Below are 23076 nucleotides of genomic sequence, written 5' to 3'. Positions count from 1 at the left end.
GATGGGTACGGTCGGGCGGGTGCGTCTCACCCGCCTGGCCGTCGCCCTCGTGACGGCTCTTCCCCTGATCACCGCCACCGCCTCGGCGAGCCGGCCGCCGGAACGCCCGGCGATCGCCCTGACCGACGTGCTTCCCGCGGTCGCCGAGGCGAGCCCGGCCCCCGGCGACGGCTTTCGGCTCACCTCCGGCACCGTGATCACCGCCTCCGGTGCCGCGGTGCCGGTGGCCGGGCAGCTCGCGGAGGCTCTCCGGCCGGGCACCGGCTTCCCGCTGCCGGTGGTGGCGGACGGCCGGGCGCGGGCGATCGCCCTGGTGCTGGAACCGGGCCATCCGGACGAGGGTTACCGCCTCGACATCGGTCCGGCCGGCGTCGCATTGCGGGCGACCGGGCCGGCGGGGCTGTTCGCCGGGGTGCAGACCCTGCGCCAGCTGCTGCCGCCGGAGATCGAGTCGACGTCACCGCAGCGGCGCCGCTGGGCCCTTCCGGGCGGCACGATCGTGGACCGGCCGAGGTACGCCTACCGCGGCGCCATGCTCGACCTGGCCCGCCACTTCCACGAGCCGGCCGAGATCCGCCGCTACATCGACCAGCTCAGCCGCTTCAAGATCAATCATCTGCACCTGCACCTCAGCGACGACCAGGGCTGGCGCATCCGGATCGACAGCTGGCCGAGGCTCACCGAGGTGGGCGGGGCACCCGGAACCGGCGTGGGTGGCGACGGCGGCGGTTTCCTCACCAAGGACGACTACCGGGAGCTGGTCCGGTACGCCGCCGACCGGTTCATCACGATCGTCCCCGAGATCGACATGCCGGGCCACGTGAACGCCGCACAGGTCGCCTACCCCGAGCTCACCTGTGACGGGGTGGCGCCGCGCCCGCGGACCGACATGCGGGTCGGGTACAGCTCCCTCTGCGTCTCCGCCGACGTCACCTACCGGTTCGCCGAGGACGTCATCCGTGAACTGGCCGAGATGACGCCCGGGCCGTACCTGCACATCGGTGGTGACGAGGCGATGTCCACGCCGCACGGCAGCTACCTGACCTTCCAGAAGCGGGTGCTGCCGCTGGTCCGGAAGTACGGGAAGATCCCGTACGGCTGGCACGAGATCGCCCAGTCCCCGTCCGCGGCCGACGCGGTGATCCAGTTCTGGGGCCGGGAACGGACCAGCCCCTCGGTGGCGACCGCGGTGGCGGCCGGCGCCCGGGTCGTCCTCTCCCCGGCGAACCGCTCGTATCTCGACATGAAGTACGACATGCTCACGCCGGGCGGGCTGGCATGGGCCGGGTACATCGAGGTCCGGACCGCGTACGACTGGGATCCGGCCCGCCTGCTGTCCGACGTACCGGAAAGTGCGATTCTCGGGGTCGAGGCCCCGCTCTGGTCGGAGACCCTCCGGGATTCGGCCGACATCGATTTCCTGGCCTTCCCGCGCCTCGTGGCGATCGCCGAACTGGGCTGGTCACCGCGCGCGGCGCACGACTGGTCATCCTTTCGTGCCAGGTTGGGCGCCTACGGTCCGCGCTGGATCCGGGACGGGGTGGGATTTCACCGCTCACCGCAGATCAACTGGTCCTGAGCAATTCGCACGGGGGAAGGATATGCACATGTCTCGTCGCACCTGGCTGACCAGAGCCGGAGTGGCGCTGCTCAGCACCACCGCCGCGGCCGGGGCGTTCGCCGGCCCGGCACAGGCGGCCTCCACCGGCCTGGCCTACATCGGCTTCGACTCCAGCGGGCCCAAGGTGATCTTCACCGCCGGCTCCGGTAGGACCAACACGGTCGTGGTCAGCGGCAACAGCAGCGTGATCACCATCGACGACCGGGTGACCGTGAAGGCCGGCAAGGGCTGCGCCGCGGTCAAGGGCGACAAGACCAGGGTCCGTTGCACCGACCCGAAGCCGATCGCCAAGGTCCGGGTCGGGCTCGGCTCCGGCAACGACAGCGTCGTCAACAAGTCCAGCCTGCGGTTGCACGCGTGGGGCGGCAGCGGCAACGACCGGCTGACCGGCGGCGCGCGGGAGGACGAGTTCCACGGCAACACCGGCGCGGACCGGATCTACGGCCTCGGCGGCGACGACCGGCTGAGTGGCGACGACGGCAACGACGTGATCTACGGCGGTGCCGGGAACGACGGCATCGCGGGTGGCAAGGGCAACGATCGCGAGTACGGCGGCGCCGGCAACGACGGCCATGGCCAGGGCTCCGACACCAAGTCGGCCGACGCGGACCTGGTCGACGGCGGCACCGGTGTCGACCAGGTCTCCTACTTCCACCGCCGGAAGGCGGTCACCGCCGACTCGGACAGCGGCAAGCGCGACGACGGCCGCAAGGGCGAGGGCGACACCCTCCTCGGGATCGAGGACTTCTCCGGCGGGTGGGGCGACGACCGGCTGACCGGCGGCAACGGCCCCAACTTCCTGCAGGGCCAGAACGGCAACGACATCCTGGTCGGCGGGGGCGGCGACGACTGGTTCCGCGACACCTACGGCGGCAACGACAAGCTCTACGGCGGCGCCGGGGACGACCTTTTCGACACCGGCGCGGGCACCGACCTCATGCTGGGCGGCGCCGGCTCGGACACGGTGAACTACACCTACCACTCCGGACCGGTCACCGTCGACCTCGACGGCGTCGCCGACGACGGCAGGGCGGGCGAACGCGACACCGTCGGCGCGGACGTGGAGCACATCGTCGGCTCCGCCCACAACGACGTGCTCACCGGCAACGGCGGCGGCAACCGGATCGACGGTCTCGCGGGTGACGACACCATCCGCGGCGCCGGCGGCGACGACGCCCTGGTCGGCGGCGCCGGCCTCGACAGGGTCTACGGCGAGACGGGCGACGACGCGCTGTCCGGTGGGGATGTCGCGGACGGCAGCGCCGATCTCCTCGACGGAGGCGACAACGCCACCGCGACCGGTGACAACTGCGTCGCCGGCACCACGCCCGCCGACACCGTGCTGAACTGCGAATACTCCAAGCCGTTCAGCCTCCCGGTGCTCAAGGAGTACGGCCTGATCGAATAGCCCGGAACACGAAAGAGGCCGCTCCCGGCTCGGGAGCGGCCTTCTTCGTACCTGTCAGGCTTTGCCGACCGCCGGTCGGCGGCCCGCCACCACCTCGTCGTCGGTCACCGGGAAGTGACAGGCGGTCTGGTGGCCGGACGGGTCGTCGAGCCGCTCGATCAGCGGCGGCTCCTCGGTCGCGCAGATGTCCTGCGCCTTCCAGCAGCGGGTGCGGAACCGGCAGCCGGACGGCGGGTTGATCGGGCTCGGCACGTCGCCGGTGAGCAGCACGCGCTCGCGCTGCGCGCGATCACGGCGGACCGGGTCCGGCACCGGGACCGCGGACATCAGGGCCACGGTGTACGGGTGACGCGCCCGGCTGTACAGCTCGTCCCGGTCGGCGATCTCGACGATCTTGCCGAGGTACATGACGGCGACCCGGTCGGAGATGTGCTTGACCACCGACAGGTCGTGCGCGATGAAGACGTACGTCAGGTCGAACTCGCTCTGGAGGTCCTCGAGCAGGTTCACGACCTGGGCCTGGATCGACACGTCGAGGGCCGAGACCGGCTCGTCGGCGACGATCATCTTCGGGCGCAGGGCGAGCGTACGGGCGATGCCGATGCGCTGCCGCTGGCCGCCGGAGAACTCGTGCGGGTACCGGTTGTAGTGCTCCGGGTTCAGGCCGACCAGCTTGAGCAGGTCCTGCACGGCCCGCTTGATGCCGTGCTCGGTCTTGACGTTCTGGATCCGGAACGGCGCCCCGACGATCGCGCCCACGGTGTGCCGCGGGTTCAGCGACGAGAACGGGTCCTGGAAGATCATCTGCATGTCGCGCCGGAACGGGCGCAGCTTGCCCTGACCGAGGTGGGTGATGTCCTTGCCCTCGAAGGTGACCGACCCGCCGGTCGGCTCGAGGAGCCGGGTGAGCAGCCGGCCGGTGGTCGACTTGCCACAACCGGACTCGCCGACCAGACCCAGCGTCTCGCCCTTGAAGACCTCGAAGTCGATGCCGTCGACCGCGCGAACCGCACCGACCTGACGGCGCATCAGGCCCTTCATGATCGGGAAGTGCTTCTCCAGCCCTTTGACCGCCAGCAGTGGTTCCTGGGTCATGACTAGGCCTCCAGCTTCGGTTTCACTTCTTCCACCCAGAGTCGCTGCCGCTCCTCGGTGGGGAGGTGGCAACGGACCAGGTGGTTGGTGCCGCCGGCCCGGGTGAGCTCCGGCGGCACGGTGGTGCCCAGGCCGCCGGTCCGCTCCTCGTACACGCAGCGCGGGCTGAAGGCACAGCCCTTCGGCAGGTTGATCAGCGAGGGCGGGGAGCCGGCGATCGGCACCAGCCGCTCCTGGACCGGACGGTCCATGCGCGGCATCGAGCCGAGAAGACCCCAGGTGTACGGGTGCTCCGGCTGCTCGAAGATGGTGGCGGCGGAGGCGTACTCGATGCAGCGGCCGCCGTACATGACCAGCACCTCGTCGGCGAGCTCGGCCACCACACCGAGATCGTGGGTGATCACGATGAGGGCCGAGTTGAACTCCGCCTGGAGGTCGTGCATCAGGTCCATGATCTGCGCCTGGACGGTCACGTCCAGGGCGGTCGTGGGCTCGTCGGCGATCAGCAGCTGCGGGTCGTTGACCAGCGCCATCGCGATCATGGCGCGCTGCCTCATACCACCGGAGAACTGGTGCGGGTAGTCGTCCACCCGGCGGTCCGGCTGCGGGATGCCGACCCGGCCCAGCATGTCGACCGCGTGCTTGCGGGCCACCTTCTTGGAGACGTTGTGGTGGACCCGGTACGCCTCCACGATCTGGTGACCGACCGTGTAGTACGGGTGCATCGCGGACAGCGGATCCTGGAAGATCATCGCCATCTGGTTGCCGCGGAGCTTGCGCACGTCGTCCTGGGAGGCGGAGACGATCTCCTTGCCGTCCAGCCAGATCTCACCGGAGATCTTCGAGTTCCGGTGGTTGTAGATCCCCAGGATGCCCAGGCTGGTCACCGACTTGCCGGAGCCCGACTCGCCCACGATGCCGAGGGTCTTGCCGCGCTCCAGCTTGAAGGTCAGCCCGTCGACGCTGCGCACCACGCCGTCGTCGGTGGGGAAGTGAATCTTGAGGTCCTTGACCTCGAGGAAAGCCTGCCCGTCCGGCATCAGCCCAGCCTCACTCTCGGGTCGACGACCGCATAGAGCAGGTCCACGATCAGGTTCGCGACGACCACGAAGAACGCGGCCATCAGGGTCACGCCGAGCACCTTCGGCAGGTCGTTGTTGGTGATCGCGTCGACCGCGTACTTGCCCAGGCCGGGCAGCGAGAACACCTGCTCGGTGAGCACGGCGCCGCCCAGGAGCAGACCGAAGTCGAGACCGAAAATGGTCAGGATCGGGGTGAGCGCGGCGCGCAGGCCGTGCTTGACGTTGACGTCCCGCTCCCGCAGGCCCTTGGCCCGCGCGGTACGGATGTAGTCCTCACCCATCGTCTCCAGCATCCCGGCCCGGGTGAGACGGGCGTACTGGGCGGAGAACTGCAAGGCGAGCACCAGCCACGGCAACAGCAGGGCGTACGCCCATTCGCTGGGGCTCTCGGTGAACGGCGTGTAGCTACCACCAGGTGCCGTCCAGTCCAGCGTGTAGCTGAAGACCAGCAGCGACACCATGCCGGTGAAGAAGATCGGCATCGAGACGCCGGCCAGCGAGAAGGTCATCGCGGCCCGGTCCAGGAAGGAGCCCCGGCGCAGCGCCGACAGCGTGCCGATGGAGAGGCCGAGGACCAGCCAGAGGATCGCGGCACCGATGGCCAGCGACAGGGTCACCGGGAGGCGGTCGATCAACTCGGGCCAGACCGGCTGCTTCGTGATGAACGAGTAGCCGAAACACGGGGCCGGGCAGTGCTCGACCGTCGCGCCCAGGTTGTAGTCGGCGCCGGTGAAGATGGCCTTCACCCAGCGTCCGTACTGCAGCCAGAGCGGGTCGTAGAAGCCCAGCTTCTCGGCGATCAGGTGAACCGTCTCCGGTGTCGCGGCGCGGCCCACGTAACGGGTCGCGAGCGTTTCCGGAGTCGCCCCGACGAGGCGCGGGATCAGGTAGAAGATCCCGAAAGTGGCGGCGCTGATGATGAAGAGCAGCACGACTGCCGCGAAGAGACGCCTGATGATGTATGTGATCACAGAGTCCGGCTGAGGACGGCCGGCCCGGGGTCTCCGGGCCGGCCGCCTGCTGCCTTCACCTACCTATCGAGGTGTAGTGCGAGTCGGGAACGGGTTACGCGACACCCAGCGACAGGTAGTCGTACATGTTGTACGCGTCGCTGACGAAGACGTTGGAGAGCGTCTTCGGGCGGATGAGCAGGCTCTTCGCGGTGACGCCGGGAAGAATGACAGCCTCTTCCATGACGCGCTTGTCGATCTGGGCCCAGTAGGCGTCACGCTTCGCGGCGTCGGTCTCCGAGGAGGCCTTGTCGAGGAGACCGTCGACCTCGGGGATCCGGACGCTGGTGTTGGACGAGCCACCGGTCTCCCGGATGACCCGGCTGTCCACGATCTGCGACAGGAAGCCGAAGCCGTCGTTCCAGTCCGCGCCCCAGCCGTTCAGGTTCAGGCCGAGCTTGTTGTTCTTCACGTACGGCGGGTTGCCGGCGTACTGGGAGAAGTAGTCACCCTGCGGGAACGGCTTCAGCGTGAGCTTGATGCCGACCCGGGCGAGCGACTGCTGCAGCGCCTCGGCGGTCGCCTTCTCCTTCGGGCGCTCGGCCCGGTACGCGATGTTGGTCTCGAAGCCGTTCTCCTGGCCACAAGCCTTCAGGTGCTCCTTGGCCTTGGCCACGTCACCGGTGCCGTCAGCCGAGGGGTACAGGTCGAACTTCTCGTAACCCGGGATCATCGGGGGCAGGATCGTCCCGGTGATGTCGCCGCCGGCGAGCGGGCCGCCGTACGCGGTCTGGTAGCCGACCTTGTCCGCGGCGTACTCGATGGCCTTACGGCAGTCGATGTTGTCCAGCGGGGCCACCGTCGGGTTGATCGAGGTGTACCAGAGCCGGGCCAGCGTCGGGTTGTCGGTGCTCGCCTTCAGGGTCGGGTCGCCGACCACGCGGCCGAGGGTCGCCGGCTGCACGCCGGTGCCCACCACGTCGACGTCCAGGTCGCCGGAGAGCAGCCGGTTGTCGATGTCGTCCGCGTTGACGTTCAGCTGAACCTCGTACGCGTCCGGGAGCGCCTTGCGGTTCGGGTCGGTCGCCGCGTCCCACTTGTCGTTACGGACCAGCTTGAAGCTCTTGCCGAGCTCGTTGGTCTCGAACTTGTACGGGCCCGTGGAGACCACGTGCTCCTTGTACTTGGCGCCGGTGTCCTTGGCCTCCGGAACCGGAACCGTCTGCGGCAGCGCGGCGAAGTAGTCGAAACCACCGAACGCCTGCTTCAGGTGGAAGACGATCGTCTGGTCGTCCGGCGTGGTGATCGCCGAGTCGGTGTTGACGCCCTTGGACTTGTACGGGCCCTTGTAGCCCTCCGGCAGGTTGAGGAAGCCCTCGAAGTACGCCGGACCGTTCGGGAACGTCTCCTTGTCGATGGAGCGCAGCACCGCGTACTTCACGTCCTTCGACGTGACCTCGGTGCCGTCCTCGAACTTGACGCCCTTACGGATCTTGTACGTCCAGGTCTTGCCGCCGTCACTCGGCGTGCCCAGGCCCTCGGCCAGGTCGGGGGTGACCGTGTTGCCCTCGGCGCCCGGAACCGGCTTGAACATGAGCAGGCCACGGCCGTACAGGCGGAGGAAGTTCCACGAGTAGCCGTAGTAGGTCTCACCCGGGTCGAGGGTGTCCCAGTCGCCGGAGTTCGCCAGGCGGATGGTGCCGCCCTTCTTGTCCGACGGGTTGAAGACCTGGGTCAGGGCCGCGTTGAACTCCGGCTTGGCGCCCCCGGAGTTGTCCGATCCCTTGTCATCGCTCCCACCGCACGCGGCGGCGGAGAGGGTAAGCGCAAGCGCGGCCGCACCGGCCACCAGCGCTCTGGATTTCCGCATCACTTGTTGCAACCTCCCTGGTGGAACGGTTCGGGTCCGAACCGCACGGCTGGTGGGAATGCGATCGGCGCCATGTCAGCGCCGCCCCTTGGGATCGAGCGCGTCACGCAGGCCGTCGCCGAAGAGGTTGAAGGCGAGCACGGTGATGAAGATCGCCATACCCGGGAAGAACATGAAGTGCCAGACCGTGTAGAACCGGGCGGCCTCGGAGAGCATGCCGCCCCAGCTTGCCGTGGGCGGGCGGATACCGACACCGAGGAACGAGAGCGCGGCCTCGAACAGGATGTTCGTCGGGATCAGCAGCGTCGCGTAGACCAGGATGGGCGCCACCAGGTTCGGCAGCATCTCCTTGAAGATCACGTACGGGCCGCGGGCGCCGAGGCTCCGGGCCGCGTCGATGAACTCCCGCTCCCTCAGCGACAGCGTCTGACCGCGGACGATCCGGCCGATGTACGGCCAGCTGAAGAACCCGATGATGAAGATCAGCAGGGAGATGCGCAGCGCGTCGCCGGAGAGCCCGAACGCCTCGTCCGGGATGACACCGGCCAGCGCGATCGAGAACACCAGCAGCGGGAACGCCAGGAACACGTCCATCGCGCGGCTGATCAGCGAGTCCACCCAGCCACCGAAGTAGCCGGCCACCACACCCAGGGTGGCGCCGATGGCCACCGACAGCAGCGTCGCCAGGAAGGCGATCAGCAGCGAGATCCGTGCGCCGTAGACGACCCGGCTGAAGATGTCCCGGCCGTTCTGCGGCTCCACGCCGAAGAGGTGCTCGCCGCTGATGCCGGTGCCACCCTTCGGGACGAGGGTGCTGGTGTCGATCAGGTTCTGGTGGAATTGGTTCGGCGGGTGGCCGAAGGCGTCCACGATCCACGGCGCAAGGATGGCCACCAGGATCAGGAAGATGACAACCGATCCGCCGGCCATCGCGACGCGGTCCCGCTTGAGGCGGGTCCACGCGATGCGCCCGAGAGAGCGGCCTTCGATGGCCTTACCGGGAACGGCCCCCTCTGCGGGGTCCGGAACCACCGGAAGCTGGTCCGAGACCGTGCCGGGTCCAACGACCATGTGAAGTGTCCGGTCCTCTCCCGGCCGACCGAACGGCAGGAGTCCACGGTCACCGGACACGGGCACACGGGGCCTGGCCGATGACGATGGCCCACGCAGCGAACGGCAACCGATCGGTTAACGCATGCCTCGAGTGCCGACCCCCGTCGCGACGGCCCAGATCAGACCGACACCACGAAGGCACTCGACGGCGGGTGTGGCCGCCATCGAGAGGAACATTCACTAGTGCGGTGCCCCGGGTCAAGTTCACGGACCGCACACGGACGGTTCCGTGTCTCCTCCGTGATATTGCTGTGACCTAGATTCCGAACAAAGGGAAAGTGTCCGCGTAAGACCCCAATCCGGGCGATACTCGGACAGGGCGTTACGGCACCATTACAAGAGGTTAATTCAGACCGCGCGTCGCCCTTCGAATGCACGACCGAGAGTGATCTCATCGGCGTACTCCAGATCCCCGCCGACCGGCAGGCCGCTCGCCAATCGGGTCACGGCGATCCCCATCGGCTTCACCAACAGCGCGAGATAGGTCGCTGTCGCTTCACCCTCCGTGTTCGGATCGGTGGCCAGAATCAGCTCCTTGACCTCACCCGTCCCGAGGCGGAACAACAACTCCCGGATCTTCAAGTTGTCCGGCCCGATGCCCTCGAGCGGATTGATCGCCCCACCGAGCACGTGATAGCGGCCCCGGAACTCACCGGTCCGCTCGATCGCCACGATGTCCTTGGGCTCCTCCACCACACAAAGGACCTCATTGGTACGGCGGGTGTCCCGGCAGACCCGGCACTGCTCCGACTCGGCCACGTTGAAGCAGGTGGTGCAGAAGCGGACCAGCTCCTTCACCTTGCGCAGCGCGGTGGCCAGCCGGTTCACATCGGCCGGATCCGCGGAGAGGACGTAGAACGCGATACGCTGCGCCGACTTCGGGCCCACGCCCGGCAGCCGGCCCAGCTCATCGATCAGGTCCTGGATGGCGCCTTCGTACACGGATCAGAACCCCGGCAGGGAGAAGCCGCCGGTGGCCGGGCCCATCTTCGACTCGGCCAGCTCGCGCTGCGCCTCAGCCGCGTTGTGGATCGCCGCGAGCACCAGGTCCTCCAGAGTCTCCACGTCCTCCGGGTCCACGGCCTTCGCATCGATCTTCACCGACTTGAACTCACCGAGACCGGTGACCACCACGGTGACCAGACCGCCGCCCGCGGTGCCGGTCAGCTCCGCCGCCGCCAGCTCGGACTGTGCCTGCGCGACCTGCTGCTGCATCTTCTGCGCCTGCTTCATGATCTGCTGCATGTTCGGCTGTGCACCGGGGCGCATGGCACCGCTCCTCAACTAGTGATTCCGTAGTCAACCGTCAATACCGCACGGCGGTCGACGTTACCGCCGTCAGCGTAACCGCCACCCTCTTCATGCCCGGGACGATGCCGCCGGACACCCCGGACCACCAACACGCCAGACCCGGGACGACGCCGGTGGACACCGCAGGCCACCGGCGACTCAGAGCTCGCCGATCTTCTCCGCGCCGAAGGCCGCGCGGAGCAGCTGCATCGCCTGCTCCTCGCCGCTCTGCCGGGCCGTCTTCTCGTCGATCACATCGTCGAGCGGCTCATCGCCGGGATCGAACCCGTCGAAGCCCGCGCCCGACGGTGGCGGGCCGTCGAACTCCGGGTCGTAGGGCGCCTCCTCCGTCGGCGACCCGTCGGACCAGGACGATCCACCGGCCGCGGGCCGCGCCGGGCTCGCGCCGCGCGCGCCGGCCAGAACCGCACGCGCGGCCGCGGCGCCACCACCAGAGGCATCTTTCCCGGTACGCGCGGCCGCGCGCGCCGCCTCCATGGCAGCCGACCGTGCGGGCGCCCCAGGAGCCGCCGAACGTTCGGGCACCGCGGGGGTCGCCGAACGCGCAGGCACCGCAGGGGCCGCCGAGCCCGCAGGGGCCGCCGAGACCGCCGCTCCGCCGAACGCCGAGCCGCCCCCGACCGCACCCCCCGCCTGTCGCGCCGCTGTCCCCGTCCCGGAGCGCCCGGCATTTGCCGCAGAGTGCCCAGCGGAGGTCCCATGGCCCCCCGCAGACGCCGGGGAACTAGCCGATGAGGTGGAAGGGCCTGCCGATCCCACGGAAGGCCCCGTCGCGGCAGCAGCGCCCGCCGGAGCCCCGGACCCGGATCCACTTGCCGCCGGATTCCCCGGCCGGGCGGGTTCCGGCCAGTCGGATGTCGCGCTCGCAGGGGCCGGCGAGCCGGATCGGGCAGCACCCGGCCTGACCGGCTCAGGCCAGGAATCATCGCCCGCCGCAGATTCGGCGCGCGCCGAATCACCCGGCCGCGATTCCCCGGAGCGGTCCACCGCGGCGGGCGGACGCGCGGGCTCCGGCCAACCACCATCGTCAGGCCCCGAGGCGACCGGAGCCGGAGCGGGCGGGCGGGCCGGCTCCGGCCAGTCGTCGCCGCTCGCTGCCGGGGGCTCGTGAGCTGACGGCGCGGGACGGGCCGTCCCAGGTGGCTGGGCGGCCTCGGGCCAGCCCGAGTCCGGAGACTGGGCTCGCCGGGCGTCACCGGTGCCCTGCGGAGGACGGGCCGCCGGTCGATCGTCGCCGGTGCCCTGCGGAGGGCGAGCCGCCGGTCGGTCGTCGTCGGCGTCGGCGGACGGGCCGCGCTGCGCGGGCCGGGACGGCCGGGGCTCGGACCGGCCGGTGTTGCGTTCCGGGCCCGCGTTGCGGTCCGGAGCCGCCGTGTAGGCGCGGTTGGCGCCGCCGGACCGGTTGTTACCGGCCGTGCCGCGCGCCGGACCGGACCCGGGCGGGTCGCCGACCTCGCAGCGGACCTGCCAGCGACCGCCGAGAGCCTTGGCGAACTCGTCGGCCAGCAGATCGTTCAGGTTCCGCATCCGGGCGACCAGGCCCGCGGTCGGCGCCGTGATGACCACCTCGTGGTCGTCGACGCGGCTGAGTGCCACGCCGTGCGACTGTGCGGTGCTGACACGCTGGTTGTTCTGCCCGAGCTGGTCCCAGACGGCCCGCACGCGCTCGAAGCCGGAGACCTCGGGCGCGGACGGCTCGTCGTCCCACGGGGGCTCTTCGTCGTATTCGTTCTCCACCGGACCGGCGGCCCCGCGCCCGTTTGCGACACCGTTCCAGTCCGGCTCCGAGCCGTCCGCCGCCGAAGCGGGCACATCGGCCTGCTCGGCAACGGGCGACGCCGATGACGAGGCGTCGTGAGGAGCCGCCGCCCCGGGCGCGCCTTGAGCAGGGTCCGCGTGAGGAGCGGCCACTGCCCCTTGAGTGGAGTCCACGTGACCGCCGGCCGCCTGCCCGGGAACCGCCGGACTGGTGACGGGCTGAGCGGGAACGGCTTGCGCAGCGGGGGCGGCCGGGGAGACCGGGCGGACGACAGCCGGGCCCGGCCGGGACGAGGCGGCCCTGGCAGCGGCCATCGCGGCCGCCTTCGCGCCGCCACCGGCCGCGGCACCCCGGGACGCGTCGTCGGCGGGCGGGTGCCCACCGCGTACCTCATCGGAAGCGGACGGCCCGGCGGCACCGACCGGAGCGGAAGCCGGGCCCGAGGCGGCGATGGGGGCGGACGGCGCGAGAGTGACGCCCCGCTCGAGCCGCTCCAGGCGCTGCAGCAGGGCTGACGACGACGCCTCCGCCCCCGGCAGCAGCATGCGCGCGGTGAGCAGCTCCAGCAGGAGCCGGGGCGCGGTCGTGCCGCGCATGTCGACCAGGCCGTTGTGCAGGATGTCGGCGCAGCGGGAGAGGGTGGCCGCACCCAGCCGGTCGGCCTGCCCGGCCATCGCCTCGAGCTGGTCGGCCGGGCCGTCGATCAGGCCCTTGGCGACCGCGTCCGGAACCTGCTGGAGGATGATCAGGTCACGGAGGCGTTCGAGCAGGTCGGAGGCGAACCGCCGTGGCTCGTGTCCGGCCTCGGCGACCCGGTCGATGGTGGCGTAGGCGGCGGCGCCGTCACCGGTGGCCAGCGCGTCGCACATCTCGTCGATCAGGGTGACGTCGGTGACGCCGAGGAGGGCGACGGCCCGGTGATAGGTGACGCCCTCCGGGCCGGAGCCGGCGATCAACTGGTCGAGGATCGACAGGCTGTCCCGGGCGCTGCCGCCGCCGGCCCGCACGACCAGCGGGAACACCGACGGCTCGACCGTGACGCCCTCGGCGTCGGTGAGCTGTTGAAGGTACGGCCGGAGCACCGCGGGCGGGATGAGCCGGAACGGGTAGTGGTGGGTCCGCGAGCGGATGGTGCCGAGGACCTTGTCCGGCTCGGTGGTGGCGAAGATGAACTTCACATAGTCCGGGGGTTCCTCGACGAGCTTGAGCAGCGCGTTGAACCCGGCCGACGAAACCATGTGCGCCTCGTCGATCACGTAGATCTTGTAGCGGCTGTTGGCGGGCGCGAAGAACGCCTTCTCCCGGAGCTCGCGGGCGTCGTCGACACCACCGTGGCTCGCCGCGTCGATCTCGATGACGTCGATCGAGCCGGTGCCGTCGTTGGCCAGCGACCGGCAGGAGATGCAGACTCCGCACGGCTCGGGGGTGGGACCCTGCTCACAGTTGAGCGAGCGGGCCAGGATGCGGGCGCTGGAGGTCTTCCCGCAACCCCGTGGGCCGGAGAAGAGATAGGCGTGGTTGAGCCGCCCGCTGCGCAACGCCTGCGACAGCGGCTCCGTGACGTGCTCCTGGCCGATGATCTCGGCGAAGGTGCGCGGACGGTACTTGCGATAGAGGGCGAGAGCCACTCCTGCCACCTCCTGAAGACCGCGTCATTCTCCGTCGAGGGTCTGACAAGAACAAACGGCGCGCCCCGGAAGAGGACCGGAAACGAAAGGACCCCCCGTGCACCCGTCAGAGCCCGCTTATCCTTGCTGCCTTCCGGCCCTGGGGAGGTTCACGAGATACACGCCGCACGAGGGGCTGATCGCAAGCCTACCCGGTGCGCCGCGCGCCACCCAGACCCCCTCCCCGCGCGTGCCGGACCGGAGGGCGTCTGTATTCTGGCGCACGGAGGATTCGCCTAGAGGCCTAGGGCGCACGCTTGGAAAGCGTGTTGGGTTAACACCCTCACGAGTTCGAATCTCGTATCCTCCGCCAAGCCCTACCAGGGCAGACGTTGAAAGCCGAGCCGGCTGGCTCGGCTTTCGTCGTTTCGGGCCCGGCGTCGGCCGGCCAGTGGCGCGGGTCTATTGTCGGGGACGAAAACAGTGCGGGCGAGGGCCGGCTCCCGATCGGAGCCGGCCCTCGCCTCTTTCACTTCTTGATCTTGTAGGTGGCGGAGACGGCGCGACCGTCGTAGTGACCGGTCCGCTTGGCGATCACGGTCAGGGTCAGCCTCTTGCCCGCCCACGTCTTCTTGATCTTCAAGGACGACGTCACCGCGACCAGCTTGCCGTTCACGCGCCACTCGTACCGGAACGAGGTCGGCCGGGGTGACCAGGCACCCACCGTGGCCTTGACCGTCCGGCCCGCCTTCACCGTGCCGTTGATCTTCGGCTTGGCCGACGCCTTGGGCGCCGTGCCGTAACCCACCACCACCGTGCCCGAGGACGCCGGGGTGGAGAGCCGGTCGGCACGCTTCGCGGTCACGGTCACCCCGAGACGTTTCCCGCGCAGAGAGGCCGGGATCTGGTACGACGAAGCGGTCGCCCCCTTGATCGCCACACCGTTGGCCGTCCACTGGTACGAGTACGACGCCGGCGCCGGATCCCAGGAACCCACCGCGGCCCGCACCGTCACGCCGACCCGCACCGACCCGGTGATCCCCGGTGCCCGCAGGACCCGCAGCGGCCCGATCGTGACGGGCACGCAGGGCTCGCCGTCGCAGGTCGTCTCGGCCCGGAACGGCAGGTTCGCGTTCTCGGTTCCGGGCGCCAGCACGAACAGCGCCATCCCGGACGGCTGCTGGTACGGCAGGCTCACCTGGCAGCCGCGGCCGCCCTCGGCGTACGAGCAGCCGGTGATCCCGTCGTCGGCCAGGGTGGTGAAGTAGTACGGCTCGGGCGTCTCGGTTCCACCGCCGGTGTTGCTCAGCGCCACCGTGAAGGAGCTCCGGCTCTTCACCGGCACCGATACGCAGACCGCGGTCCGCTGGTCGGAGAGGGTTCCGGCGAGCGGGCCGATGCCGGTCGCCGGGCACTGGGCGACCGGCTGTCCGGCGCTGGTCAGCCGCCAGGTGTCCAGCCGGTACGCCACCTGCTGCCCGTCCACCGCCGGCCAGACGAAGATCTGGTAGGCGGTCGAGCCGCTGACCCGGCACGGCACCACGTACCCCGGGCAGCGGTCGGCGCCGGACGCGTCGGTGATCCAGTAACGGGCGGCGTATCCGGTGCTGCGCACGCCGAGCCAGTGGCTGTCGGCCGCCGACGCGGTGACCCGGTAGCAGCGCACCTCGTCGTCGGTCCGCAGGGTGCCGGCCAGCGCCGGCCCGCCGAGCACCGAGTTCGGCGGGGTCTCGCACCGCGCTCCGGCCGGGCTGTAGTCCTCCCGGTGGATCCGGTACTGGAAGTCGGCGGCCGCGGCGGTCAGCACCACGGTGTACGCCTCACCCGTCTCGAATTTGCAGCGCAGGAGCTGGGCGGAGGCGTACCGGGCGCTGCCGCAGACCTGCTTACCGGTGTCGTCCCGGACCGAGATGGCGGCCCAGCCGTCGTGGCCGGTGACCGGGGCGTACCCGATGATCTCGGCGGTCGAGTGCCGGTCCGCCGGGATGGTCCAGCAGGTGGCGAACCGGCCCGCCGAGAAGGTGGTGTTCACGCCGACGGTGGCGCCGATCGCGCCCTGCGGCAGGACGGTGCACCCGCTCACCCGGTCCATCCGCTGCACGACCACCGCATAGTCGCCGGAGGCCGCGCCGTCGGGAGCGTTCAGCAGGATCCGGTACGGGGCCCGGCCGGTCAGCACGCAACCGTTGGTGGCGCACAGGTCGGCGCCGTCGGCGTTGACCAGCGTCCAGTCCGGACGGGCGGCGCCGGTCACCTTCGGCGGGTACAGCAGCCCGATCGAGGCGCCGGCCGAACCGGTCAGTTCCAGGCAGTCGGTCTCGCCCGCGACGGTGAACGAGCCCCGTATCGCGCCGCCGGAGATGCCCTGGTCGGAGACCTGGACACAGCCCGTGGCGGTGGGTCGGGCGAACACCGTGGCGTACGGGGTCTCGGTCACGCCGGAACCGGCGATCAGCGTGTAGCGGCCGCCGGCCGGGAAGTCGCAGAGGCCCCCGGCGGTGCACACATCCCTGCCCTGAGCGTCGTACACCCGCGCCGACGGCTCGTAGCCACGGGCGTCGACGACCCGCACCAGGTGGCGGCCGGCGGCCGGGACGTCCAGCAGGCGGCAGCGGTTGCCGGTCGGCGCACCGGCCGGGCCGGTACCGAACGTGCCGGGCGTGACCACCACGCACCCGGCGGGCGCGGACAGCCGCCGGACCTGGTAGCTCATTTCACGGTCGGCGTCGCTGAACGCCACCAGACGGTACGGGCCCGAGCCGGGCAGCGCGCAGCCGTCCACCTCGTCGTACTGCTGGTCGGCGCAGATCGGCGCGCCGGTCCGGTCGGAGATCCACGACAGGTCGGCCCCGGAGACGTACGAGAGGATCCGCTCGCCGGGATCCGCGGTGAACGGCAGGCAGAACGCCTGCAACGGTGACGTCGGGGTGATCCGCCCGGTGAGCTGGTCCCAGCCGGTGCCGGTCGCGGCGGCACAGCCCTCGTCGGTGTTCAGGTTGAGGAACACCGCCTGGTACGGGTAGGTGTCCCACTCGTCGTTGCGCAGCCACAGCGTGTACGTCCCGGCCTCAGCCAGGTCGCAGGCGCCGCCCCACTCCGAGCAGACCACCCCGCCGGCGTCGCTGAGCTCCCAGTCGAGCTGGCCGCCGTCGGTGGTCCGGACCCGCTTCGGGCCGGCCGAAGCCTGCACCGACCAGCAGTCGAAGCCGTCCGGCTCGACCTCGCCGGCCGCTACCTGGTCTTCGGCGAGATCGCCGAAGCCGGCTTCACGCAGGGTGCCGCAGCCGACCGGAGTGGCCGTCCGCACCATCGAGCCGGATCCGGGCGCGAGCGTGGGTGTGGGCTCTGACGGGGCGGGAGAGACCGATGGCGCGGGGGTGGCCGCGTGGGAGGCCCCCGGCAGTCCGGTCGCGATCAACAAGCCGCCCAGTAGAGCGGCGCTCCAACGCCTCACGGGCGCTGCCTCATACACATTTCCGGATCTTGGCAGTCGCCCGCATTGACCGGCGCCTAGCTCCCATCATTCGGGAAGAGCCAGGTCGGTCGTGGCGACGAAACCGTCCCGGCCTAGATCTGAGCGGCCGCTATCGCGTCGTCGACTTCCGGAAAGATCGCGAAATATCGGCTGAGACCGACCGTCTCCATGAGCTGTGCGAGGAACGGGTTGGCGCCGGCGAAGCTCAGCCACCCGCCCCGCGCGGAGATCACCTGTTTACTCGTGATGAACGCGCTCAGCCCCACCGAGTCGCAGAACTTCAGCCCGGTCAGGTCGACCACGATCCGCGGCACCGGGCGCTCCAGCAGGCCGGAAAGCGCCGCGGACAGCTGACCGGCGGTGTCGGCGTCCAGCTCGCCGCGCAGGTGCAGCACGGCGACGTCGGAGCGATGATCGGTAACTGTGGCGTGCATGATGATCGGCTTCCTACCCGTGTGATGGGAATTTCAGGCTAGATCCAGAACTTCGCCACACACCGGACAGAGCGTGCGTCAGAACAGACACGAACGGGCCGGACCCCATGTGGGATCCGGCCCGTTTCGAGGCTGGCCGGTTCAAAGTCAAGCATTTGCGGCGCAGCCTTGGGGGGCTCCTGGCACGGCTCCTAGAGCTCGCGCCACCGCCAGCGTGGACCACGCCACGCGTCGGCCAGGATCATCGCTGACGCCTTGCCTGGACACTGCTGCACCTTCGACTTGCCCTCGGGGCCGCCCATCTGGGCCTCGACCTCCCATTGCGCGCCGTCGGTGCGGACGTAGACGTCCCGGCGCGCGAGCCGGACGTCGCCATTCCACCAGTGATGCTCAACTCTCACGTGTCAAATCTAGGACAGACATCGACGAACCTGGGTCGAGTGATTCTGTGAATTCTTCTCGCCGCCAGGTCGGAACCGCATTGTCTGATCCGGTATATTTTGCCAGCGTGACTTGCGCGACACCCCATGTATTAGGGCCGCGCATGTTCGGCTACAGAACGTGATCCCATGCCCTGAACTGCGAAGAAACATGGCTGTTACAACATGCGGGCTGATCATGGAGAACAACCGAACGGATGAGCCGCCACTCCCGCGCTCGGCCGACCCCGGAACCGGCGACGGAGCGTAACAGGAACACGGTCCAAAAGACAGAGAGCCCGGTCCGATGGACCGGGCTCTCTCGTGGCGGTGGCGGCGGGATTTGAACCCGCGGAGGGCGTAAACCCTCACACGCTTTCGAGGCGTGCTCCTTAGGCCACTCGGACACACCACCGGGAAGTACGTTACCCGACGCCGGAAGGCGCTTGCCGCCGGGTCACCCATAACCCGCCGTGACCCGGCTGACCTGGCAAGATCGTCGCTATCGACACGGAAAACGGAGAAATCGCATGAGCGTGCACATCGGTGGCAAGCCCGGAGACATCGCCGAACGGGTGCTGCTGCCCGGCGACCCGATGCGGGCCAAGTGGATCGCCGAGACCTTCCTGGAGGACCCGGTCTGCTACACCCAGGTCCGGGGGATGCTCGGCTTCACCGGCACCTGGCAGGGTGTCCGGGTCTCGGTGCAGGGTTCCGGCATGGGCATGCCGTCGGCCTCCATCTACACCCACGAGCTGATCAACGAGTACGGCGTGAAGTCGGTCATCCGGATCGGCTCCTGCGGCGCCCTCGCCATGGACCTCAACCTGGGTGACGTGGTCGCGGCGATCGGCTCGGCCACCGACTCCAACATGAACCGGGCCCGGTTCGACGGTCTCATCGACTACGCGCCGGTCGCCGACTTCGGTCTGCTGCGCACCGCGGTCGACGTGGCCGAGGCGCAGGGCGTGCCGATCCGGGTGGGCCCGATCCTCGCCGCCGACGCCTTCTACACCGACCGCCCCGACCTGTACGACGCCCTCGCCGACTACGGCGTGCTCGCGGTCGAGATGGAGTCGGCCGCGATCTACACGATCGCCGCCCGCTACGGCGCCAAGGCGCTGACGATCCTCACCGTCAGCGACCACATCAAGCGCGGCGAGGCGATGGACTCCGCCCAGCGCGAGCAGGGCTTCAGCAACATGGTCAAAATCGGCCTCGCGACAGCTGTTGCTTGATTTGCTCCGCTTCGCTCCGCGGCAAAACGCCTGGTAACCGGTGTCGAGGCAGGTGATCTCCCGCCGCCAGCAAACCCCGCTGGCGTCGGCAAATCACTTGCCTCGACACCGGCGGCGTTTTGCGGGGGACGTCGAGTGCACCGCCGTAGGGGGTGGGTGGGTGTTCCGTCAGCGGAAGAAGTCGCGCATCAGCGTGGCGCACTCGGTTTCCAGGACGCCGCCGTAGACCTCCGGACGGTGGTTGAGGCGGCGGTCCCGGACCACGTCCCAGAGCGAGCCGACCGCGCCGGTCTTGGGCTCCCAGGCGCCGAAGACCAGCGTGGAGATCCGGGCCAGGACCAGCGCGCCGGCGCACATGGTGCACGGCTCCAGGGTGACCACCAGGGTGCAGCCCTCGAGCCGCCACTCGCCCAGCCCGGCGGCGGCCCGGCGGATGGCGAGGATCTCGGCGTGCCCGGTGGGATCACCGGTGAGCTCCCGCTCGTTGCCGGCGGACGCCAGCTCGGCGCCGTCCGGGCCGAGGACGACCGCCCCGACCGGTACGTCGTCGGGCGAGGTGGACGCGACGGCGAGCGCACGCCGCATCCACTCCTCGTGCTGCCTACGGCGTATCACGCCTCGCGCAGCTCCTCCATCTCGTCCCCACAACCGATCCGCTGGCAGATCTCGGCGGTGACGTCGGAGGGCAGCATCCCCTCCATCCCGCACAGGGCGAGCAGGCGCTGCGCACCCACTCCGAGATCGCCGAGCAGGTCGGCGTCACCGACCGGGTCGGCGTCCGGCTCGGCCGGCTTGTCGTCCTCGTCACCCGAACCCAGGTCGTCCAGCCCGAGGGCCGGCGTCTCCACCTCACCGAGCAGCACCGATCCGATCCGCGACTCCTCGGTGAAGGCCGAATCGGACCCGAAGACCCGCAGGTCCTCGCCCTCGTCCAGGCGCAGGATGGCGAGGTACTCGTCGTCGCTCTCGACGAACAACACCGCGAGGTCGGCGTCCGGCTCGGTATCCCGGAGCGCGTCCACCACCTCGTCGATGTCGGCCAGGCCTGAAAGGTCCAGCTCCGACGCCGTCCATCCGCTCTTGGAACGGGCGACAGCGGCAGCGAAAATCGACACGATTCCCCCAACGCGACTCTAAACTCTCAGCGCCTGACGGTAGCGGGTAGGACGGCGGGCGCATCGCGCCACGCCTTGACGGGCTCGAAGTCAGTTCACCAGGCGACGTCGCGTGGCGATCAACTCGCGGAGCCGCATGCCACGGAGACGTTGCGAAGGCATCGACTCACGGGACGACTTCGCCTGGGCGAGAGCCGCCAGTAGTTCGAGACGTCTACGGCAGCGATCGGGGTCGAGCCGTTCTGGCGAGGGGGCCATGAAGCCGAGAGTGCCGAGCCGTACGACGTTCGTCAAGGGTCGATGGCCACATCGGCAGAACCACTGCTCAGGGCTACCGAGAGGGCACGTGTGGTGGTCGTCTCACCACAGCGGCCAGTCGTAGGTGGCCACCCATCGGAGCGTGACGAAGAGCAGCGCGATCGACAGCGCCAGACCACTCGCGACGGCCACGCCGACGGCCACGCCACGGTCGCCGAGCACGGCCAGCAACAGGGCCACCGCCCAGGCGGCGAGCGCCGCGCCGATGGTCCACCACGCATACGACGTCAGACTGCTCCCGAGACTGCCGAACAGCACGAACCAGGCCGTGGTGGCGGCCAGCCCGGTGAGGACCGGGGCCGCGGTGACCGGATGGGGCTCCCGGTAGGTGGGCCGCGGCGGCATCGCGGCGAACTGCGGGGACGGTTGTGGAGCGCTCCGCGGCGGGAGGTAGCCCGGTGGTGGCGGCAGGGCCGCGGGCCAGGAACCTCGCCGGTCCGCCATCTGTCGCCCGCCTCCTCCCGATCAAGCCACGCTCCCGATGAAGCCTAGCCAACCCATCCACCGGTACGCGGTCTGCACGATTTCCACTCATCTGCCAGGATGTCGCGGTGCGTTTACTCCGTACCCTCTCTGGTTTGACGATCGCGGCGGTCTGCCTGGCCGGCTGCGGGTCCACCAATGGGTCGGCCACGCCGGCCTCGACCCCGCAGTTCGTCGACCCGGCCGCACAGGCGTCCTCGGCCGATCCGGCGGCGGCCCCCTCGGCCCCGGCCGGCGCCGCTCCCGGCCCCAGCACCGCGCCCAGCGCGCCGCCGTCGGTGAAGCCGTCGGCGAGCGCGACGGCCCCGGTCGACGTGAAGTACGTCTTCCCCGTCGACGCGTCGAACGTCGACTGGCACGACACCCACTCGAAGTACCCGGCGACCGACATCTTCGTGAACTGCGGTTTGCCATTCGTCGCCACCACGAGCGGACGGGTGCTGGAGGTGAGCCTCACCGACACCTACGTCAAGGGGAAGCCGGACGGCCCGGCCAACGGCGGGCTGTCGGTGTCGATCCTGGGCGACGACGGGGTGCGCTACTACGGCTCCCACCTCAGCAAGGTGCAGTCCGGCATCCGGGCCGGCGTGCGGGTGAAGGCGGGACAGCGGCTCGGCCTGACCGGCAAGACCGGCAACGCCAACGACGTCTGCCACCTGCACTACGGCATCTCGCCGCCGTGCGCGAAGACCGGCGACTGGGAGGTGCGGCGCGGCGTCGTCTGGCCCTACACCTACCTGGCGTCGTGGCGTAGGGACGGCCAGAAGAGCCCGGTCGCGTCGGTCGCCACCTGGAAGCGCAAGAACAACTGCCAGGCCTAGGCTCTGCGTCGTGAGCACAGCGGTGATCGGACTCGGGCTGATCGGTGGCTCCCTGCTGCGGGCGCTGGCCGCGGCCGGGCACGACGTGGTGGGCTACGACGCCGACCCGGCTACCCGGGAGGCGGCTCGCGCGGCCGGGTTCCGGGTCGCCGGCACGGTGCCCGAGGCGATCCGGGGCACGGAACTGACCGCTCTGGCCGTACCCCTGACGGTGTTGCCCGAAGTGATCGCCGAGATGGCCGGTCACGACGGCCTGGTGACCGACGTGACCTCGGTGAAGGGTCCCGTCAGGGACCTGATGACGGGTTTCCGGTTCGTCGGCGGGCATCCGATGGCCGGCAAGGAGACCTCGGGGTTCGCGGCGTCGGAGGCGGGCCTGTTCGCGGGATGCGCGTGGGTGCTCTGCCTGGAGCCGCACGGCACCGATCTGGCCGACTGGCTGTCGCTGGCCGGGCTGTTCACCTCGATGGGCGCGCGGGTGGTGCCGGTGACCGCGACCGAGCACGACACCGCGGTGGCCCAGATCAGTCACGTGCCGCACCTGTTCGCCGCCGCACTGGCCACCCAGCTGGAGGCGAATCCGCTGGCCGGAACGCTGGCGGCCGGATCGTTCCGGGACGGCACCCGGGTGGCCGCGACCCGGCCCGAACTCACCGCGGCGATGTGCGGGGGCAACGGGAGTGCCGTGCGGCGGGAGCTGCACCGGCTGATCGGTGATCTCCAGCGGCTGGAGGAGCGGCTCTCGGCCGGCGACCCGACCTCGGCGCTGGTGCCCTACCTGTCGCTCGCGTCCCGGGTGCGGGGCGCGTGGCCGCCGGCGCCGGGCACTCCGGAGAAGGTGCCCGCCGACGTCGAGGCGCTTCTGGAGCTGGGCCGGGCGGGCGGATGGGTGACGTCGGTGAACGACACCGAGCTTGCCGGAATGCGGCCGGAAACTGACCTCTTTCTCTCCTAACG

The 23076-nt window shown here is 70.0% G+C and carries 19 protein-coding genes, 2 tRNA genes and 1 other RNA gene; 6 read left to right on the top strand and 16 right to left on the bottom strand.

The features are described 5' to 3' along the window. The first annotated feature begins 19 nt into the window (after window positions 1-19). Window positions 20-1579 carry a beta-N-acetylhexosaminidase gene (locus KZ829_RS31960; RefSeq protein WP_308285744.1) on the top strand — a complete coding sequence of 520 codons (1560 nt, stop codon included), beginning with the start codon at window positions 20-22 and terminating at the stop codon, window positions 1577-1579. Window positions 1580-1607: 28 nt separating this feature from the next. Continuing rightward, entirely contained in the window at window positions 1608-3029 is a 1422-nt protein-coding gene (locus KZ829_RS44190) for a calcium-binding protein (RefSeq protein ID WP_281428284.1), read from the top strand. 54 nt (window positions 3030-3083) lie between these two features. Here the strand turns inward: KZ829_RS44190 and KZ829_RS31950 are convergent, their stop codons facing one another. The 9 genes from KZ829_RS31950 to ffs form a co-directional block, all read right to left on the bottom strand. Then, window positions 3084-4124, bottom strand: a complete 1041-nt coding sequence (locus KZ829_RS31950; RefSeq protein ID WP_220147565.1) for an ABC transporter ATP-binding protein — start codon at window positions 4122-4124, stop codon at window positions 3084-3086. Between the two features lie 2 nt (window positions 4125-4126). Continuing rightward, the gene (locus tag KZ829_RS31945) at window positions 4127-5164 is read right to left on the bottom strand and encodes an ABC transporter ATP-binding protein (protein WP_220147564.1); all 1038 of its coding nucleotides are present in this window, start codon (window positions 5162-5164) and stop codon (window positions 4127-4129) included. After that, the gene (locus tag KZ829_RS31940; RefSeq protein ID WP_220147563.1) at window positions 5164-6177 is read right to left on the bottom strand and encodes an ABC transporter permease; all 1014 of its coding nucleotides are present in this window, start codon (window positions 6175-6177) and stop codon (window positions 5164-5166) included. Before KZ829_RS31940 ends, KZ829_RS31945 begins: the two co-directional genes overlap by 1 nt. Window positions 6178-6271: 94 nt before the next feature. Continuing rightward, window positions 6272-8026: an ABC transporter substrate-binding protein gene (locus KZ829_RS31935; protein ID WP_220147562.1), complete on the bottom strand. Its 1755-nt coding sequence runs from the start codon at window positions 8024-8026 to the stop codon at window positions 6272-6274. Between the two features lie 75 nt (window positions 8027-8101). Then, complete coding sequence (locus KZ829_RS31930) at window positions 8102-9097, bottom strand: ABC transporter permease (protein WP_204297788.1); 996 nt, start codon at window positions 9095-9097, stop codon at window positions 8102-8104. 390 nt (window positions 9098-9487) lie between these two features. Further along, window positions 9488-10081: a recombination mediator RecR gene (recR, locus tag KZ829_RS31925; protein ID WP_220147561.1), complete on the bottom strand. Its 594-nt coding sequence runs from the start codon at window positions 10079-10081 to the stop codon at window positions 9488-9490. A 3-nt stretch (window positions 10082-10084) separates the two neighbouring features. Beyond that, window positions 10085-10384, bottom strand: coding sequence for a YbaB/EbfC family nucleoid-associated protein (locus KZ829_RS31920; protein ID WP_220147626.1), 300 nt, complete (start codon window positions 10382-10384; stop codon window positions 10085-10087). 204 nt (window positions 10385-10588) lie between these two features. Further along, the gene (locus KZ829_RS31915; RefSeq protein ID WP_220147560.1) at window positions 10589-13837 is read right to left on the bottom strand and encodes a DNA polymerase III subunit gamma and tau; all 3249 of its coding nucleotides are present in this window, start codon (window positions 13835-13837) and stop codon (window positions 10589-10591) included. A gap of 83 nt (window positions 13838-13920) precedes the next feature. Beyond that, window positions 13921-14017: signal recognition particle sRNA small type (ffs, locus tag KZ829_RS31910), an RNA gene on the bottom strand. A gap of 84 nt (window positions 14018-14101) precedes the next feature. Between ffs and KZ829_RS31905 the strand changes: the two genes are divergently transcribed. Continuing rightward, window positions 14102-14189: transfer RNA gene (locus KZ829_RS31905), tRNA-Ser, on the top strand. A gap of 156 nt (window positions 14190-14345) precedes the next feature. Here KZ829_RS31905 and KZ829_RS31900 read toward each other — a convergent pair. From KZ829_RS31900 to KZ829_RS31885, 4 genes are all read right to left on the bottom strand, one after another. Continuing rightward, complete coding sequence (locus KZ829_RS31900; RefSeq protein ID WP_220147559.1) at window positions 14346-17126, bottom strand: hypothetical protein; 2781 nt, start codon at window positions 17124-17126, stop codon at window positions 14346-14348. 257 nt (window positions 17127-17383) lie between these two features. Continuing rightward, window positions 17384-17725, bottom strand: a complete 342-nt coding sequence (locus KZ829_RS31895) for an STAS domain-containing protein (RefSeq protein WP_220147558.1) — start codon at window positions 17723-17725, stop codon at window positions 17384-17386. A gap of 191 nt (window positions 17726-17916) precedes the next feature. Next, window positions 17917-18126, bottom strand: coding sequence for a hypothetical protein (locus KZ829_RS31890; protein ID WP_092551478.1), 210 nt, complete (start codon window positions 18124-18126; stop codon window positions 17917-17919). Window positions 18127-18469: 343 nt separating this feature from the next. Beyond that, window positions 18470-18559: transfer RNA gene (locus KZ829_RS31885), tRNA-Ser, on the bottom strand. A 115-nt stretch (window positions 18560-18674) separates the two neighbouring features. On the opposite strand from KZ829_RS31885, the gene deoD reads away from it, so the two are divergent. After that, on the top strand, window positions 18675-19382 hold the full coding sequence (gene deoD, locus KZ829_RS31880) for a purine-nucleoside phosphorylase (protein ID WP_220147557.1): 708 nt from the start codon (window positions 18675-18677) through the stop codon (window positions 19380-19382). 168 nt (window positions 19383-19550) lie between these two features. On the opposite strand, the gene KZ829_RS31875 is transcribed toward deoD, so the two are convergent. The 3 genes from KZ829_RS31875 to KZ829_RS31865 all read right to left on the bottom strand — a co-directional run bounded on the left by KZ829_RS31875 (window position 19551) and on the right by KZ829_RS31865 (window position 21160). Then, window positions 19551-19997 carry a nucleoside deaminase gene (locus KZ829_RS31875; protein WP_220147556.1) on the bottom strand — a complete coding sequence of 149 codons (447 nt, stop codon included), beginning with the start codon at window positions 19995-19997 and terminating at the stop codon, window positions 19551-19553. Next, on the bottom strand, window positions 19994-20497 hold the full coding sequence (locus KZ829_RS31870) for a tRNA adenosine deaminase-associated protein (RefSeq protein ID WP_220147555.1): 504 nt from the start codon (window positions 20495-20497) through the stop codon (window positions 19994-19996). The genes KZ829_RS31875 and KZ829_RS31870 overlap by 4 nt, the downstream gene beginning before the upstream one ends. A 360-nt stretch (window positions 20498-20857) precedes the next feature. Beyond that, window positions 20858-21160, bottom strand: coding sequence for a hypothetical protein (locus KZ829_RS31865; RefSeq protein ID WP_372453932.1), 303 nt, complete (start codon window positions 21158-21160; stop codon window positions 20858-20860). Window positions 21161-21348: 188 nt separating this feature from the next. Between KZ829_RS31865 and KZ829_RS31860 the strand changes: the two genes are divergently transcribed. Both KZ829_RS31860 and KZ829_RS31855 read left to right on the top strand, forming a co-directional pair. Next, window positions 21349-22119 carry a M23 family metallopeptidase gene (locus KZ829_RS31860; protein ID WP_443611890.1) on the top strand — a complete coding sequence of 257 codons (771 nt, stop codon included), beginning with the start codon at window positions 21349-21351 and terminating at the stop codon, window positions 22117-22119. Between the two features lie 10 nt (window positions 22120-22129). After that, window positions 22130-23074, top strand: coding sequence for a prephenate dehydrogenase (locus tag KZ829_RS31855; RefSeq protein ID WP_220147552.1), 945 nt, complete (start codon window positions 22130-22132; stop codon window positions 23072-23074). The last annotated feature ends 2 nt before the right edge of the window (window positions 23075-23076 follow it).

The sequence above is a fragment of the Actinoplanes hulinensis genome (assembly GCF_019429605.1).
GTDB lineage: Bacteria > Actinomycetota > Actinomycetes > Mycobacteriales > Micromonosporaceae > Actinoplanes > Actinoplanes campanulatus.
Note: the sequence above shows the minus strand (reverse complement) of the source record. Positions and strands in the feature narration are given on the sequence as shown.